Raw genomic sequence first — 16,185 nt, 5'->3', positions numbered from 1 at the left:
CAATAAATATGCATGCCGCGAGAAAACAAACCCTGCGCGTCGGTGTCGGCGGCCCTGTCGGCTCCGGAAAAACTGCCCTGCTGCGTGAACTCTGCGCCGCCATGCGCGACCATTACCACATCGCCGTCGTCACCAATGACATCTACACTCAGGAAGATGCCCAGTTCCTGACCCGGCACGAAGCCCTCGACGCCGACCGCATCATCGGCGTGGAAACCGGCGGCTGCCCCCACACTGCCATCCGTGAAGACGCCTCCATGAACCTCGCCGCCATCGACGAACTCATCGCCCGCCATGGCGATCTCGATGTCGTGTTCGTAGAAAGCGGCGGCGACAACCTCAGTGCCACCTTCAGCCCCGAGCTCTCCGATCTGACCATCTATGTCATCGACGTCTCCGCCGGCGATAAAATCCCGCGGAAAGGTGGTCCCGGTATCACCCGCTCCGATCTTCTCATTATCAACAAAACCGACCTCGCCCCCCTGGTCGGTGCCTCTCTGGACGTCATGGACCGCGACGCCAAAAAAATGCGCGGCGACCGTCCCTTCGTCTTCTCAAACCTGAAAGTGCAAAAAGGTTTGAAAGAAATTATCCAGTTCATCGTGCGCGAAGGCATGCTCGAAGAGAAAACCATCCCGGCCATTGCGTAAATTCAGCCATCAGGAATATCTGGAAGTAGAGACCAACATGAAACTGAAAAATCTGCTGCTCGCATTTACCACGTTAGTTGCCACCACCCTGAGTCTGTTCTCCCATGCCCATGAAGGCCACGCGCCTGCCGGCGTGGTCCATGAACTGCACCATATGCTGTGGCTGGCAATGGCGCTGGCCGTGAGCGCCGTGGCTGTTTTCCTGATCCGCAGGGGTGGCAAGAAAAAAGAAAATTCCCGGGACTGAATGGCGGCGATGCTATCTACACGAGGGCGAGGCAAGCCCGTTTCACCAGTGCCGGTTATTCGGCTTGCCGAGCCCTCTGCTTGAGTTTGTGCCCGACCTGTACGATGGCTTCAATGGCCGGTTTCAACTCCGCGCCCAAGTCGCTCAGACGATATTCCACACTGGGGGGAGACGTCGGCTTTACCTCCCGGATCACCACGCCGCGCTCTTCCAGCTGCTTGAGGCGCGTAGTCAGCATCTTCGCTGAAATCCCCGGAATATCACTTTTCAACTCGGTAAAGCGCCGCGCCCGCTCGCTCAGATACCAGATGATATTCGGCGTCCAGGCGCCGCCGATAACCTCCATGCAGGTGCTTAATGGGCAGCTCACCGGCGGCGTTTGCACCGGATTCTTACGTCTGGGCAGCACTGCAACCCTCCTTGCTGAGATCTGTCAATAAATGCGAAAAAACCATCGGTTACCGAGTGGTAACCAGGTTTCCAACCTGTAACCGCATATTCTAGTTACAAGTCCTCTATAAGTATATTTTGGTAACTCCCACCGCTAGACTGCTTCCCGAACCCGAAAACTAGGGAAGAATCATGGGACATGACAACTGGTGCGACAGCGCCATTACCCGGAATCTGGGATTGCGCTTTCCGATACTGCAGGGCCCCTTTGGCAGCGGCCATTCCAGTGCAGAACTCGCTGCAGCAGTCACCAATGCCGGAGGCCTTGGCGCCTATGGTGCGCACCACTTGTCCGGAGAGGAAATTCTCGCGCTCGCCGGGGATATCCGCCGGCGCTGCGACGGCCCCTTCAATCTCAATTTGTGGATACCGCGCGAAAAGGAGTGGGGGCCAGCCTCGGACCCGGCACGCGAGCTGGCCTATCTACAGCGGCTCGCGCCGATGTACCGCGAACTGTCATTGCTAGAGCCGGCGCACGCAGAAAATCCACTGCACCGCTTTGAGGACCAGGTCGAGGCAGTACTTGAGGCGCGGCCGGCCGTATTCAGTTTTGTATTCGGAATTCCCACACCGTCGATTCTCGCGCGCTGTGCAGAGCGTGGTATCAGAACGCTGGGCGCGGCCACGACCGTGGCCGAGGCGGTTGCGTTGGAGGCGGCTGGTGTCGATATGGTGATTGCGTCGGGGCTGGAAGCCGGCGGCCACCGCCCGGCATTTCTGACCGAGCCCGACCCGCGTTCGCTGCTCACCACCTTCACTCTGTTGCCGCAGGTACGCGATGCCGTATCCATCCCGGTGATCGCCGCCGGAGGCATTGCCGATCGCCGCGGCGTGCGGGCGGCCATGGCACTGGGGGCGGATGCCGTGCAGGTCGGTACCGCATTTCTGGCCTGTAACGAGTCTGGCGCAAGCCGGTTGCACAAGCGTCTGCTGCATCAGCAGGGGAGCACTGATACCGTGCTGACCCGCGTGGCTTCCGGGCGCATGGCGCGCTACATACGCAACCGTCTGACGGAATCCAGCGCCGGCTGGCCGGACCCTGCACTGCCCTACCCATTCCAGATGTCGCTGACCCAATCCCTTTCCCGAGCGTCGATGGACAGGAATCTTCCCGATTTCGCCACTATGGCCGCGGGCCAGACCGCTGGCCTCTGTCGACATTTCAGTGCAGCGGAACTGATGGCCGCACTGATCGAAGATCCGGCCCAAGCCGCCGCCCCGACAACCTGAATACCCCTTGCAACCCGACCAACCACAAGAGGAACGAACGATGTACAAACTCTATTACATGCCCGGTGCCTGTTCGCGCGCAATTCACGCGCTGCTGCTGGATCTCGGGCAGCCGGTAGAACTGATTGCCCGGGAGTCAGTGGAAAATTTCCGCGAAATCAACCCCACTAATCAGGTTCCCGTGCTCACCGATGGCGACCTGGTGTTGCGTGAAGGTGCCGCCATTGTTTTGCACCTGCTCGACAAGCACGGCGCTCCGGAGTTACAGGGCACCGCCGGTCAGCGCGCGGAATTTACCCAGTGGTTAATGTTTGCCAACGCTACGCTGCACCCGGCCTATAGCCTGCTGTTTTTTGCCAGCCGCGGTCTTGAATCAGAGGACGCCAAACAAGAAGTACTGCAGAAAGCCGCGGCGCGGCTCACCGGCCTCTGGGGTATCGTGGAAGCGCGTCTGCAGAACAGGGAATTTGTCTGTGGCGAAAAAATTTCCGCGATAGATCTGATGCTGGCGGTCTATGCCAACTGGGGAAATTATTTTCCGCTGGACATTGAACTGGGGGAAAGAACACGGAAGCTGCTGCATCGTGTAGCGGAGTACCCGGCGTTTGTGCGAGCGGTCGAAGCCGAGGAGGCGGTCGCCGCCTGACGAGGTGATGGCAGAGAGGAGGCCCCGGCTTCCTTTCTGCCTTTCTGTCTTTCTACCTTTCTGCCGCGCGTGCCATTGTCAGGCATCCTGGTTAAGTGTGCGGATGGCAATTCCCGCCGCCGCGGTTCGGTTCTCAACCCCGAGTTTGGAAAACACTCCTTCGAGGTGTTTATTCACGGTCCTCGGGCTCACATCCAGAATCTCCCCAATCTCCCGGTTCGTCTTGCCGTTCGCAATCCAGAACAGCACCTCGGACTCCCGCTTGGTCAGTGCCAGCTTTTTCTGCAGCACCTCCTCGCCCGCGGGCCCTCCATCGTCCTGCAGCTTCAGCAGGTAGGTACCGGTGTCCCGGCGCTCGACAAACACCACCGCGAGGGATTTCTGCAGCCCCTCCCACTTTAGCCGGTTTCCCGCTGCCGGATCGCGCCGCAACCACAGCTGCAATTCGGTGATCAGAGGCCGCCGCAGCCCCCCGTCCAGTGCTCCCGCACTGCTCAGCAGTGCATAGGTCTGCGGTGTGGCCCACTGCATCTGCCCCGATGTATCCACCGTAAACAGAAACTGTCCGGTGGAATCCAGAGCCTGGTGTGCACTCGATGTCAGGCGTGCATTGCTCAGGTGTACCTTCATCCGCGCCAGCAGCTCGTTCGGCTGGATCGGCTTGGTCAGGTAATCCACTCCACCGCTCTCGAGCCCGCGCACAATGTCCGTCGAATCCGTCAGCCCCGTCATGAATATGACCGGGATGGATACCAGCGACGGATCTGCTTTCAACAGGCGGCAGGTTTCAAAGCCATCCAGCCCCGGCATTATCGCATCCAGCAGAATCATGTCCGGGCGCAGGCGGCGCGCAATGTTCAGTGCCTGGCTGCCATCCAACGCTACCAGAACATCAATGCCCGCCTGCTCCAGGGTATCGTTGATCAGGCTCAGGGTGTCCGGCGAATCATCCACCACCAGTACAATGTCACCGGTGTGCGCGCCGGGCTTCTCCGTATGCGCCGTTTGCGTGCTTGCGCGCGGCGATTCCGTGTCGTCGCAGATGCTCATGGGGATTCCTTGTGTGCAAGCGCTTCGCTCAGTTGCTCAAAACGCATGGTGTCCGCCAGCTGGCGGAGTTTTTCGATCTGTGGTGCGGGCACTATCGCCTCGCCGGCAATCCGGTCGAGGGTGCGGTGTACACCGCTGCGATAGCCGATGCGCGCATAGGCCAGCAGCTCTGCCAACAGGGGGTGTTCCGGCAGGGGGGCATCGTCGCTGGCGATCGCTGTATTGTTCGCAGTACCGGTCACCGGGTGCACGGCCTCGGGCGTGTCGTCATAGCGCCACTCGAGATCCAGCCACTGCGCCAGGGTGTCGAACAGTTTCTGGTTCACCAGCGGTTTTACCAGGTAGGCATCGTGGTGAGCGCGGGGCGCGTCGCCGGGTTTCAGGTGGCGCTCCTTGGCATCGGCAGAGAGCATCACAATTGGCGCACCGATGCCCCGAGCGCGCAGTATTTCCGCCAGGGCCAGACCATCCGTACCGGGCATGCTTACGTCCAGCAAAAAAAGGTCCGGTTGCTGCTGCTGCACCAATGCCAGACAGTCTTCTGCACTCTGCGCCTCCATCAGTGAGAACCCCATGGGAATCAGCAGGTCGCCAATGAGACCGCGGTGGATGGGATCGTCGTCCACCACCATCACACGACGCCGTGCGCCGGTATACCCACTGATCCGGCGCGCGGGTGCCTCGCGCCGGTGGTCTGAATTCACCCACGACAACAGCAGTGAAACCGTAAAGCGGCTGCCCTTGCCGGGTTCACTGTGCATGCGCAGCTCTCCGCCCATGATTTCTGTCAGCAGGTAGGCGATGGTGAGGCCGAGCCCGGTGCCGGTCACCGTCGGGCCATTGCCGTTGCGCACCCGTTCGAAAGGTTTGAGGATGCGCGCCTGATCCTCCGGGTGAATGCCCACACCGGTATCGGCAATGGTGAATTCCGCCACCTGGTTGCGATAGCGGATATGAAACTCCACCTGGCCTTCGCAGGTGTATTTGATGGCATTGGACAGAAGGTTGATCAAAATCTGGCGCAGGCGCTTTTCGTCGGCGATTACGGTGGAGGGCAGCGGGCTGTGAATATGGCAGTGCAGCTGGATACCCTTGGCCTCCGCCTGCGGGCGAAACATGTCCACCATCTGCTCCAGCAGCTCGGGAAGACGCACCTGGTTGCGATAGATATCCAGGCGCCCGGCCTCGATCTTGGAAATGTCCAGCAGCCCCTCGATGAGATCTGTCAGGTATTCGCCGCTGCGCTTGATAATCCGCAGGCCGTTGCGGTGCTTTTCCGGAATATCCGGCTGCTGGTTCAGCAGCTGCGCGTAACCGAGGATGGACTGCAGTGGCGTGCGCAGCTCGTGGCTGATCCCGGACAGGTAGCGGCTTTTGGCACTGTTGGCGTTCTCCGCCTGTTCCTTGGCCTGTTGCAGCGCGCGGTCGGTTTCCTTGTGCGCTTCGATTTCGTTCAGCAGCAGGCGGGTCTGCCGGTTGGATTCCGTTTGCGCCACCACGCGACTGTCGTGGGTGAGAAGTAGCAGCCAGCACAGTACTCCGGCGATCAGCACCAGCAGCACAAACAGCGTCCACAACGCCTGTTGCAACATGGCTGCCTCCGCCGCGGTGGATGGCGCCATTTGCCCGTATATCAACGACAGCATGCCGGCGATACAAGCAGCAGCTCCGAGCAGCAGTGCCGCAAAACGCCCGAGGCGCGCGTCCACATTGGGACGCATCGGCGCGGGCACCAGCATTTTCACTTTATCGAGCAGCTGCCGGGAAAAGCGCGCATCCGGCTTGCAGGTGTCGAGGCAGCGGGAATCCAGTGAGCAGCACAGGGAGCAAATGGGGCCCTGATAGGCCGGGCAGTGGCTCATGTCCGCGGGCTCAAAATCGTTCTCGCAAATGCAACAGGTCTTGGCGCAGTGAATGGTGCTGTCATGGGATGCGTCGCTGCCATCCAGCGAATCCCGGTGGCGGGCGAGATAAAAATGCCCGCGGGTCAACGCGCCGAGAAAGGGCACCATCACAAAACAGATGGCGAGACTGATAAAGCTGGCAAAGTTTTTCGCGCCGTCGCCGAACTGCCCCAGGTAACACAGAATCCCGACGATGGAGGCGAGCAGCATCGACCCTACACCCACCGGGTTGAAGTCGTACAGGTGCGAGCGCTTGAACTCCACATAGGGCGGGCTGATTCCCAGGGGCTTGTTGATCATCAGGTCCGCCGCCAGGCACCCGAGCCAGCTGATTGCCACCAGTGAGAAAATCCCCAGCACGCCCTCCAGCGCGCGATAGATGCCGAGCTCCATCAGGATCAGCGCGATGCTCACATTGAACACCAGCCACACCACCCGCCCCGGATGGCTGCGGGTGAGGCGTGAGAAAAAGTTCGACCAGGCGATGGAGCCGGCATAGGCATTGGTCACATTGATCTTCATCTGCGAGATCACCACCATCACCCCGGCGAGGATCAGCGCCATGGTGGGCGACTGGGTGAGGTAGTTGAACACCATCTGGTACATGTATACCGGGTCCGCCGCCTGCAGGCTGGAGGCGCCGCGGGTGATGGCGAGATAGGCGAGGAAAGAGCCGAACAGCATCTTGATCAGGCCGATAAAAATCCAGCCCGGTCCCGCCAGCGTCAGCCAGAACCACCAGCGCGCGCGGTTCTCGCGGGTCTTCTCCGGCATGAACCGCAGGTAATCCACCTGCTCGCCGATCTGCGCCACCATGGCGAAAAATACCGCACTGGCGGCGCCGAACAGCATCCAGTTGAACCCGGCAGCGGCCGGGTTGTGTTGCGGGGCGTAGCGCGTCCAGTCTTCCACCCGGGAAATTTCAAACCAGGCGGCAATGCCGAGCGCGAGACACTGCAGCAGCAGCCACAGGGGCTGGGTGCCGATCTGGAATTTGCTCACCGCGCGGATGCCGTGGGTGACGATGGGAATCACGGCAACGGCGCACAGGATGTAGCCGACCGCCGGTGGTATGCCCAGCAGGGCGTGCAGGGCGGAGGTGAGGATCGCCGCTTCGATGGCGAAGAAAATGAAGGTGAAACTGGCGTAGATCAGCGAGGTAATGGTGGAACCGAGATAGCCGAAGCCGGCGCCGCGGGTGAGCAGGTCGATGTCGAGGCCGTGTTTGGCGGCGTAGTAGGTGATGGGAAAGCCGGTAATGAAAATTACCGCGGCCACCGCGAGCATGGCGGCGATGGTGTTGATGAAACCGTAGTTGAGGGTTACCGCAGCGGCGATGGCTTCCAGCGCGAGAAAGGCGGTGGCGCCGAGGGCGGTCTTGGCTACCTGTTCGATGGTAAAGCGGCGCCCGCGCACGGCGGTAAAACGCAGTGCGAAGTCCTCGAGGGTTTCGTCCCCTACCCACTTGTTGTAGGTCCGCCGTACGCGGAAAACCTGTTGTGCGGGTCGCATGGCCTGTTGTTCGTTGTCGTTATTGTCGCCCGTAAAAATGCCAATCACCGGGTGCTGCCTACCGCCTGTTTCTCGTCATTCTGTTTTTTGATGCAACAAGAATACCGGATTCGATAAAGGTGGCGGGAACGCTATCTGGTGCAGGTTCTCGAGACACGCCGTAAACCCATCCATGGGGGCTCTTCCGCGAGGTCCCTCTCGCGGAAGGTCTCGAGAACCTGCACCAGATATCGCCCCCTTCAGCCCACCTGAAGTGGATATATCGAACCTCGATGTCATTGACCCTTAGTGTATGCCTACCCTTGCGACTGAAAACCGTCAAATGACGTAGTTGCCCGCGCCATTGTGCGTATGGTCCCCCTGTGCCCCGGGTCGAATAATCGGTATCGCCAGAAAATTACCAATAGATACCAACGATTCGCAAGAGGGGATGGACATGGAGAAGGTGTCATGGGGTGCTCGAATGCAAGCCGAAACTCAGTCGAAACAGCGTTTACTCAGCCGTGTGTGTACGCTGGCCGTGATGGCGGGCGCGGTGATGCCGCTGTCCGCGGTGGCCGGGGCCTCGTTTGAATCCGAGGGTGGGCAGACGTTCAGCGTCGGCGCCGGGTTCCGTGGGCAGTTCCAGTCGGTGGACGGCGACAGTGAATTTACCCTGCCGGATATCCGTATCTACACCAGTGGTTCGCTGCACGACAATGTGAAATTTACTTTCAACCTGCAGCAGCGCGACGGCGATACCGCCGACGTTCTGGATGCGATCGCGCAGTTTGAGTTCTCGCCCGGGTTCAACATCTGGGTAGGGCGCATGCTCACCCCGGCGGACCGCATCGAAATGAGCGGGCCCTTCTACGGCCTCAGCTGGAACCAGTATCGCCAGCCTCTCTATGCCTCCGACCAAAGCGGACAGGCGGGGTTGATCGGGCGCGATGAGGGGGTCACCTTCTGGGGTACCGCCGGCAAGTTCCAGTATGCCGCGGGCACTTTCTACGGCGTGGATGAGTACAGCAACCAGGACGACAATCCACTCTACGCGGCGCGCTTTGCCTACAACTTCCTGAATATGGAAGCCAACCCCGGCTACTACACCAGCTCCACCTACTACGGTGGGCTCGGCAATATCCTGACCCTCGCACTCTCCCTGCAGAGCCAGGAAGACGGTGTGGGCAGTGAGTTCGAGGCGGGGGATTTCTCCGGCTGGACCATCGACCTGCTGTCGGAAACCGTACTCACTGGCGGCGGTGTGGTAACGCTGGAAGCCGAATACAAAAGCTTCGATGCGGATTACACATTGGCTTCGCAACCGCTCACCGACGACTGCTTCTGCCTGTTCGACGGCGAGTCCGCCTTTGCCACCGCCGCCTACCTTTTCCCCACTGACGTTGGCCCCGGCAAGTTCCAGCCCTACGTGCGGCTGGTGGAAAACAGTCCCTCCGACGCCGCCAGCAGCAGCGCCACCGAGTTCGGTCTCAACTATGTGGTCAATGGCCACAACACCCGGCTCAACTTCAACTATGTGTCCGGTGATGCCAACGCGTCCGGCTACGCCGGCGCCGACGTCGATGTGCTGAGCCTCGGCATGCAAGTCCAGCTGTAAACCAATCCCGCAAGAATCTGGAGCAAATGTATGAAACTGAAGAAATTCGTTGCCGGCCTCGCCTTCGCTGCCGGCACCAGCGTGATCAGCAGCGCCGTGCTCGCCGCGGAAACCATTAAAGTGGGCGTGCTGCACTCCCTGTCCGGCACCATGGCTATCAGTGAAACCACGCTGAAAGACACGGTGCTGATGATGGTGGACGAGCAGAACCGCAAGGGCGGCCTGCTGGGCAAGAAACTGGAAGCGGTGGTGGTAGACCCGGCCTCCGACTGGCCACTGTTTGCGGAAAAGGCCCGCGAACTGCTCACCAAGGACAAAGTAGACGTGATCTTCGGTTGCTGGACATCGGTATCGCGCAAGTCCGTGTTGCCGGTGATCGAGGAACTGAACGGGTTGATGTTCTACCCGGTGCAGTACGAAGGGGAAGAGTCCTCGAAGAATGTGTTCTACACCGGTGCCTCACCGAACCAGCAGGCGATTCCCGCGGTGGATTACCTGATGTCGGATCTGGAAGTGGAGCGCTGGGTGCTCGCCGGTACCGACTATGTCTATCCGCGCACGACCAACAAGATTCTGGAAGCCTACCTGGAATCCAAGGGCGTGGCGAAAGAGGACATCCTGGTCAATTACACCCCCTTCGGCCACTCCGACTGGCAGAGCATCGTTTCCGATATCAAGAAGTTCGGCAGTGCCGGCAAGAAAACCGCGGTAGTGTCCACCATCAACGGCGATGCCAACGTGCCCTTCTACAAGGAACTCGCCAACCAGGGTGTCAGCTCCGAAGACATTCCGGTAGTGGCCTTCTCCGTAGGTGAAGAGGAACTCTCCGGTATCGATACCGGCCCGCTGGTAGGCCACCTGGCGGCGTGGAATTACTTCCAGGGCATCGATAGCGAAGCCAACGAGTATTTCGTGCAGCAGTGGAAGAAATTCATCGGCGACGAAAAGCGCGTGACCAATGACCCCATGGAAGCCACCTATATCGGTTTCAATATGTGGGCCAAGGCGGTGGAAAAGGCCGGAACCACGAATGTGGATGCGGTGGAGCAGGCGATGATCGGCATCGAGTTTCCAAACCTGACCGGTGGCGTGGCGAAAATGAACAAAAACCATCATCTGTCCAAGCCGGTATTTATCGGCGAGATCCAGGACAACGGTCAGTTTGAAGTGGTGTGGGCCACCGATGATGTCGTCGCCGGCGACGCCTGGTCCGACTTCCTGCCGGGCTCCAAAGATCTGATCGCCGACTGGACCGCACCGATCAAGTGCGGCAACTACAACACCGAATCCAAGGCCTGTAGCGGTCAGGCCAAGTGACCGCTCGCGCCTGATGTCACATGTAACGCGGTAACACAATTGCGGAGAAGGTAGTGAAATTTTTACTACACAGCCTTTGGCTGGTGGCGGCCCTGCTGCTGCCAGCCGGCAGTCCGCTGGCGCAAACACCGCCCACAGCACCTGCTGTGGGCGAGCTGCTTCAGCAAATCCCGAATGCCAGCCTGAAGAAAACCGGCGAGCTGGTACAGCAACTGGAACAGGCCGGCGGGGCGGAAATGCGTCCACTGTTTGAGGCCATGCTGGCGGGCGAACTCTACGCCGTCAAAGAGAGCGACAAACTTGTCGCGGTAACAAAAGACCGTGCGGGAAGGCTTGTCGGCCGTGAGATTTTCAATGACAGAAAACTTGCTGCATTCGCTTCCCGGGATCTCAAAAAAATCCGAGTGAATAACCGTCTGCGCAGCCAGTTGCGCGACGCCATCGCGCGTATCGATCTCCTGCACGGCAGCGAAGAGCAGCAACATGCCGCAGTGCTTTCGATCCTGGATGACCTGAGCAGCCAGAATATGCGCCTGCTGCGCAGCGCGGAGACGGCGGGTGCCAGTGCGCAAGTACAGGAGGTGATTGCGCTCGCCGACGCCATGGTGCAACTGCGCGACAGCCGCGTGCTTGAAGAGCGGCTTGCTGCCATTGAAATCATGAGTGGGCGGCTGGAGGCGCCGGTGCGCAACCAGTTGCAGCGGCTGCTGAACGACGACGGCGAGCAGGAGGTTGCGGTAAAGGCCGCCGCGCAAAAGGCGCTGGATAAGATTGCCGGGCGCGTGGAATTTTATGGGCAGATGGAGCAACTGTTTTTCGGCCTGAGCCTGGGCTCGGTGCTGTTGCTCGCGGCCATCGGCCTCGCCATCACTTTCGGTGTGATGGGCGTCATCAATATGGCCCACGGCGAAATGATCATGCTGGGGGCTTATACCACTTACGTGATCCAGCAGCTGATGCCCGGTGCCATCGAATACTCACTGTTGCTGGCGGTGCCGGCGGCCTTTCTGGTTTCCGGCGGCGTGGGCGTGCTGATCGAACGCGGCGTCATTCGCCATCTGCAGGGGCGACCGCTGGAAACCTTGCTGGCCACCTTCGGCCTCAGCCTGATCCTGCAGCAGGCCGTGCGCAGTATTTTCTCGCCACTGAATATGCAGGTCGTCACGCCGGGCTGGATGAGCGGTTCGCTGGTAATTAATCCGGTGTTTTCCCTCACCTACAACCGCCTGTACATCCTGCTGTTCGCGCTGGCGGTATTTGCCGCGCTGGTGGCGATTCTTAAAAAATCCTCCCTCGGCCTGAATGTGCGCGCGGTGTCCCAGAACCGCGATATGGCCAAGGCCATGGGGGTGCGCACGGAACTGGTGGATGCCATGACCTTCGGCCTCGGTTCCGGTATCGCCGGTGTTGCGGGAGTGGCGCTGTCGCAGCTGACGAACGTGGGGCCGAACCTCGGCCAGTCCTACATCATCGACTCGTTCATGGTGGTGGTATTTGGCGGTGTGGGCAACCTGCTCGGCACTTTGGTGGGCGGTTTCTCGCTGGGGGTGGCGAACAAATTCCTCGAGCCTGCTACCGGTGCAGTGCTTGCGAATATCATCGTGCTGGTGTGCCTGATTCTGTTTATCCAGAAGCGGCCGAAAGGGCTGTTTCCCCAGCGCGGGAGGGCGGCGGAATGAATACATTGAGCGCTCTCAGATCGTTCGGCCAGTGGTTCGCCGAATTTCGCCAACCCGGGCGCGGCAGCTCCTGGCTGGTGGGCATTCTGTTGCTGGTAACACTTACCATGTCCGCGGCGAACCTGCTGCTGCCGGCGGACTCGCCGTTGTATGTCAGCACCTACACCATCACCCTGATGGGCAAATACCTGTGCTTCGCCATGCTCGCCATGGCGGTGGATATCATCTGGGGATATTGCGGCATTCTGAGTCTCGGCCACGGGGCATTTTTTGCCCTCGGCGGCTACGGCATGGGTATGTACCTGATGCGTCAGATCGGTGACCGCGGTGTGTATGGTAACGCCGACCTGCCGGATTTTATGGTGTTCCTCAACTGGCAGGAACTGCCCTGGTTCTGGTTCGGCATGGATCAATTCTGGTTTGCCGTACTGATGGCGCTGCTGGTGCCAGGGTTGCTGGCATTCGGTTTCGGTTGGTTGGCGTTTCGCTCCCGGGTTACCGGTGTGTATCTGTCGATCATGACCCAGGCGTTGACCTATGCGCTGATGCTGGCATTTTTCCGCAATGAAATGGGTTTTGGCGGCAACAACGGTCTTACAGACTTCAAGGATATTCTCGGCTTTGATCTGCAGGCGGATGGCACCCGTGTGGCACTGCTGCTCGCGACCACTCTGCTTCTGGTGCTTGCGTTCCTCTCCAGTCGCGCCATCGTGCAGTCGCGCCTTGGCCGCGTGATCGTTGCGGTGCGTGATGCAGAGGCGCGGGCGCGTTTTCTCGGCTACCGCACCGAGCACTACAAGGTGTGGCTGTTTGTGTACTCCGCGCTGATCGCGGCGGTGGCCGGCATGCTGTATGTACCGCAGGTGGGCATCATCAATCCCGGTGAATTCTCGCCGCTGAACTCCATCGAGGTCGTGGTGTGGGTGGCCGTGGGTGGCCGCGGCACACTGTATGGCGCCATCGTCGGTGCGCTGCTGGTGAATTACGCCAAGACCCGTTTTACCGCGCTGATGCCGGATGCCTGGCTGTTCGCCCTGGGCGCGCTGTTTGTGATCGTGACTGTGTATCTGCCGCGCGGGCTGGCGGGAATCTTTGAGCGGTTTGCCGTCGGCATGCGCAGGGAAAAACACGGTGAAAAAAGCTGGCGCGAAAATTCTGGCCAGTTGTCCGCGGGGGAGGTAAGCGCGTGAACAGTATTCATCAATTGGCTGGGCAGGCGCGTGAGGTCATGCGCCGGGATACCACCTGGCCTTTCCTGATTCCGCGCCGGCGCATGGTGGATGTGTCGAAAGACATCATTCTCTATCTGGAGGATCTGAATGTCAGCTTCGACGGCTTTCGCGCACTGAACAATTTAAACCTGTACGTGAACGACGGCGAGCTGCGCTGCCTGATTGGCGCCAATGGCGCGGGCAAGACCACACTCATGGATGTCATCACTGGCAAGACCCGCTGCGACAGTGGCAGTGCCTGGTTCGGCCAGAATATCGATCTGCTGGCCCACGACGAGGCGGAAATCGCGCAGCTCGGCATCGGCCGCAAATTCCAGAAGCCGACGGTATTCGAGGCGCATACGGTGTTCCACAATCTGGAGCTGTCCCTGCGCTGCGGCAAGGGGGTATGGCGAGCGCTCACCGCAAGATTGTCTGGCAGTGAACGCGACCGCATCGACGAGGTGTTGAGCATCATCGGTCTTGAATCGTCACGCCATCAACTGGCGGGTGCACTGTCCCACGGACAGAAACAGTGGCTGGAAATCGGCATGTTGCTCGCCGCCGAACCGCGCCTGTTGCTGGTGGATGAGCCGGTGGCGGGGATGACGGCGGAAGAGGCGGAGCGCACGGCGGAGCTGCTGACGTCGCTCGCCGGAAAACACACGGTGATTGTGGTGGAGCACGATATGGAATTTGTGCGCAGCATCGCGCGCACGGTGACGGTGCTGCACCAGGGGTCGGTACTGGCGGAGGGCACCATGGATCAGGTGCAGAACAACCGGGATGTGGTCGAGGTGTATCTGGGGGAGGGAGCATGATCCGTATCGAACAGCTAAACCAGAAATACGGCGGCACGCAGATTCTGTGGAATCTGGATCTGGAGATCGAGCGCGGCTCCTGCACCTGCATTATGGGGCGCAACGGGGCGGGAAAGACGACGCTGTTGAAGTGTCTGATGGGGCTGTTGCCGGCGAGCAGTGGACAGATCCTGTTTGAGGGAAGACCCATTGAAGGCAGTGCGGCGCAGGCGCGGGCCAAAATGGGCATCGGCTATGTGCCTCAGGGACGGGACATTTTCCCGCTGTTGACGGTGGAGGAGAATCTGCAGATCGGGTTGCCGGCACGGCGGGATGGTTTACGCAGGATTCCCGAGCGGATTTTTGAGTTGTTTCCGGTGTTGAGGGATATGTTGCATCGGCGTGGGGGGGATTTGTCGGGCGGCCAGCAACAGCAGTTGGCGATTGGCCGCGCGCTGGTAATCGATCCGAAGGTGTTGATTCTGGATGAGCCGAATGAGGGGATTCAGCCGAATATTGTTCGCCAGATTGGGGATGTGGTGATGCAACTTAATGCCGAGGATGGGTTGACGGTGATTCTGGTGGAGCAGAAGTTGGGGTTTGCGCGTCGGGTGGGGCGGGAGTTTCGCTTGATGCAGAAAGGCTCGGTGGTGGCGGCGGATAAGATGGCGAATCTGGATGATGGGTTGATTCGGCAGTATCTGGCGGTTTAGTTAATTCGGGCATTGTGGGTGGGTGCTTCGTAGATGGTTAAGTGGCGGTTCCGCTACCGAGTGCTTTCTTGTGAGACACGCCGTGCACCCATCCATGGGGGCTCTGCAAAAACATCCATGTTTTTGAAGGTCTCACAAGAAAGCACCCGGTATCGGCACCTTCGATTTGAACTTGTGAGTACTTAATTACTATTGCTGGCTGTGTTTTTCAGTTAAAAATCTGTAGATACTCGCTTTTACCGTAATAGTGAAATTCTTCCAATGCACTGTACGCAAGCTTGATGACATGGTCGTCGTCGCTGTTCAGCGCCCTGTCCCTGATTTCCGTCTGACGTTGCGGAATATTTTTTATCTCGTCCCGTTCAATTGATTGAATGGCTTTCGGGCCGGTACTCAGATATGCGATCACCAGTCCCTGCCAGAAAAAGCGCAGCGCAACTTCTTTGTCATTGCAGTAGGGCAGTATCAGGCGCAGCGCGTGACAGCCGGTGACGCCGTGGAGCAGGGTGAAGTCTTTGGTTCCAAGGTAGGCTGTGATCGCTACTGAGGCGATGTCTTCGAGTCCCAGCAGTTGCGGTTGGATTGGGGTGCTCATCCAGCCCGGCTGGCCGGTGACGGCGTGCATGTGGTCGGCGATATTGCCCGGTGCAATGGCAATGTCGGGATATTGTTGCGCAAGTCGCGGGAGGATGTCGGCCGCGGCGGCGGGGGTTTGTTTGTCGCTGCTGTTCAGCTCGTGATAGTCGAGGTTCCAGTAGGCGAGCCCCATGGCAATTTCCTCGAGGTGCCGCGCGTCGACGCCGTAAGCGGTGCGGATAAGGCCGTGGAAGGCGGCGGTGGCGATGGCGGGGAGCAGCGCGGGCAGTTCCCGCTGCAGGCATTTGGCGATGCCGAATTGCCGGAGCTGCTGTTCGTAGTCGTGCAGTGCACTGGGGAATCGGTCGTCGCGGTTGCGGCAGTGTGCGGGTTCTGTGATTTCTTCTACGGGGCTGCCGGGGCGCAATTGCAGATGTGGTGTGCTGCGGTCGAAGGCGTGTTTGAGTTGCACGGGGCGCGCGCCCAGCTTGTCCAGGGCGATCAGGACCATGGGCAGGTGGTTGGCGAGGCGATCGCCATAGTGCACGTGGTAGCGGCTGCCGGCCTCCAGCAGTTGTGCACAGTCGCGGGTGATGCTCATGC

Annotated in this window: 14 protein-coding genes; 10 read left to right on the top strand and 4 right to left on the bottom strand. The window is 59.7% G+C overall.

Annotated elements, in window-relative coordinates; all coding sequences use genetic code 11:
* The first annotated feature begins 8 nt into the window (after nucleotides 1-8).
* Nucleotides 9-650 (top strand): urease accessory protein UreG, encoded by a 642-nt coding sequence (gene ureG / locus FDY93_RS10120; protein WP_138235618.1) that lies wholly within the window; start codon nucleotides 9-11, stop codon nucleotides 648-650.
* A 37-nt stretch (nucleotides 651-687) separates the two neighbouring features.
* Entirely contained in the window at nucleotides 688-897 is a 210-nt protein-coding gene (locus FDY93_RS10115; protein ID WP_138235617.1) for a hypothetical protein, read from the top strand.
* A gap of 55 nt (nucleotides 898-952) precedes the next feature.
* Here FDY93_RS10115 and FDY93_RS10110 read toward each other — a convergent pair whose 3' ends face one another.
* The gene (locus FDY93_RS10110) at nucleotides 953-1,306 is read right to left on the bottom strand and encodes a winged helix-turn-helix transcriptional regulator (RefSeq protein ID WP_220446157.1); all 354 of its coding nucleotides are present in this window, start codon (nucleotides 1,304-1,306) and stop codon (nucleotides 953-955) included.
* Between the two features lie 173 nt (nucleotides 1,307-1,479).
* Between FDY93_RS10110 and FDY93_RS10105 the strand changes: the two genes are divergently transcribed.
* Together FDY93_RS10105 and FDY93_RS10100 are read left to right on the top strand one after the other, a co-directional pair.
* Complete coding sequence (locus FDY93_RS10105; RefSeq protein WP_138235616.1) at nucleotides 1,480-2,577, top strand: NAD(P)H-dependent flavin oxidoreductase; 1,098 nt, start codon at nucleotides 1,480-1,482, stop codon at nucleotides 2,575-2,577.
* A gap of 40 nt (nucleotides 2,578-2,617) precedes the next feature.
* Nucleotides 2,618-3,223 carry a glutathione S-transferase family protein gene (locus tag FDY93_RS10100; protein ID WP_138235615.1) on the top strand — a complete coding sequence of 202 codons (606 nt, stop codon included), beginning with the start codon at nucleotides 2,618-2,620 and terminating at the stop codon, nucleotides 3,221-3,223.
* A gap of 78 nt (nucleotides 3,224-3,301) precedes the next feature.
* Here FDY93_RS10100 and FDY93_RS10095 read toward each other — a convergent pair whose 3' ends face one another.
* Entirely contained in the window at nucleotides 3,302-4,273 is a 972-nt protein-coding gene (locus FDY93_RS10095) for a response regulator (RefSeq protein WP_138235614.1), read from the bottom strand.
* Entirely contained in the window at nucleotides 4,270-7,737 is a 3,468-nt protein-coding gene (locus tag FDY93_RS10090) for a hybrid sensor histidine kinase/response regulator (protein ID WP_220446156.1), read from the bottom strand. The genes FDY93_RS10095 and FDY93_RS10090 overlap by 4 nt, the downstream gene beginning before the upstream one ends.
* A 415-nt stretch (nucleotides 7,738-8,152) precedes the next feature.
* Between FDY93_RS10090 and FDY93_RS10085 the strand changes: the two genes are divergently transcribed.
* The 6 genes from FDY93_RS10085 to urtE all read left to right on the top strand — a co-directional run bounded on the left by FDY93_RS10085 (nucleotide 8,153) and on the right by urtE (nucleotide 15,006).
* Nucleotides 8,153-9,286, top strand: coding sequence for a porin family protein (locus FDY93_RS10085; protein ID WP_171018955.1), 1,134 nt, complete (start codon nucleotides 8,153-8,155; stop codon nucleotides 9,284-9,286).
* 30 nt (nucleotides 9,287-9,316) lie between these two features.
* Nucleotides 9,317-10,603 carry an urea ABC transporter substrate-binding protein gene (gene urtA / locus FDY93_RS10080; RefSeq protein ID WP_138235612.1) on the top strand — a complete coding sequence of 429 codons (1,287 nt, stop codon included), beginning with the start codon at nucleotides 9,317-9,319 and terminating at the stop codon, nucleotides 10,601-10,603.
* Between the two features lie 53 nt (nucleotides 10,604-10,656).
* A complete protein-coding gene (gene urtB, locus FDY93_RS10075) occupies nucleotides 10,657-12,282 on the top strand; it encodes an urea ABC transporter permease subunit UrtB (RefSeq protein ID WP_138235611.1) in 1,626 nt (541 codons plus the stop codon).
* Nucleotides 12,279-13,472: an urea ABC transporter permease subunit UrtC gene (urtC, locus tag FDY93_RS10070; protein WP_138235610.1), complete on the top strand. Its 1,194-nt coding sequence runs from the start codon at nucleotides 12,279-12,281 to the stop codon at nucleotides 13,470-13,472. The genes urtB and urtC overlap by 4 nt, the downstream gene beginning before the upstream one ends.
* A gap of 83 nt (nucleotides 13,473-13,555) precedes the next feature.
* Nucleotides 13,556-14,314, top strand: a complete 759-nt coding sequence (gene urtD / locus FDY93_RS10065) for an urea ABC transporter ATP-binding protein UrtD (RefSeq protein WP_220446161.1) — start codon at nucleotides 13,556-13,558, stop codon at nucleotides 14,312-14,314.
* Nucleotides 14,311-15,006 (top strand): urea ABC transporter ATP-binding subunit UrtE, encoded by a 696-nt coding sequence (gene urtE / locus FDY93_RS10060; RefSeq protein ID WP_138235609.1) that lies wholly within the window; start codon nucleotides 14,311-14,313, stop codon nucleotides 15,004-15,006. Before urtD ends, urtE begins: the two co-directional genes overlap by 4 nt.
* A 208-nt stretch (nucleotides 15,007-15,214) precedes the next feature.
* On the opposite strand, the gene FDY93_RS10055 is transcribed toward urtE, so the two are convergent.
* The gene (locus FDY93_RS10055; RefSeq protein WP_138235608.1) at nucleotides 15,215-16,183 is read right to left on the bottom strand and encodes a questin oxidase family protein; all 969 of its coding nucleotides are present in this window, start codon (nucleotides 16,181-16,183) and stop codon (nucleotides 15,215-15,217) included.
* Nucleotides 16,184-16,185 lie beyond the last annotated feature (2 nt).

Origin of the sequence: Microbulbifer harenosus, assembly GCF_005771435.1 — a bacterium.
Taxonomy (GTDB): domain Bacteria; phylum Pseudomonadota; class Gammaproteobacteria; order Pseudomonadales; family Cellvibrionaceae; genus Microbulbifer; species Microbulbifer harenosus.
This window is presented reverse-complemented; position numbering and strand designations above follow the sequence as displayed.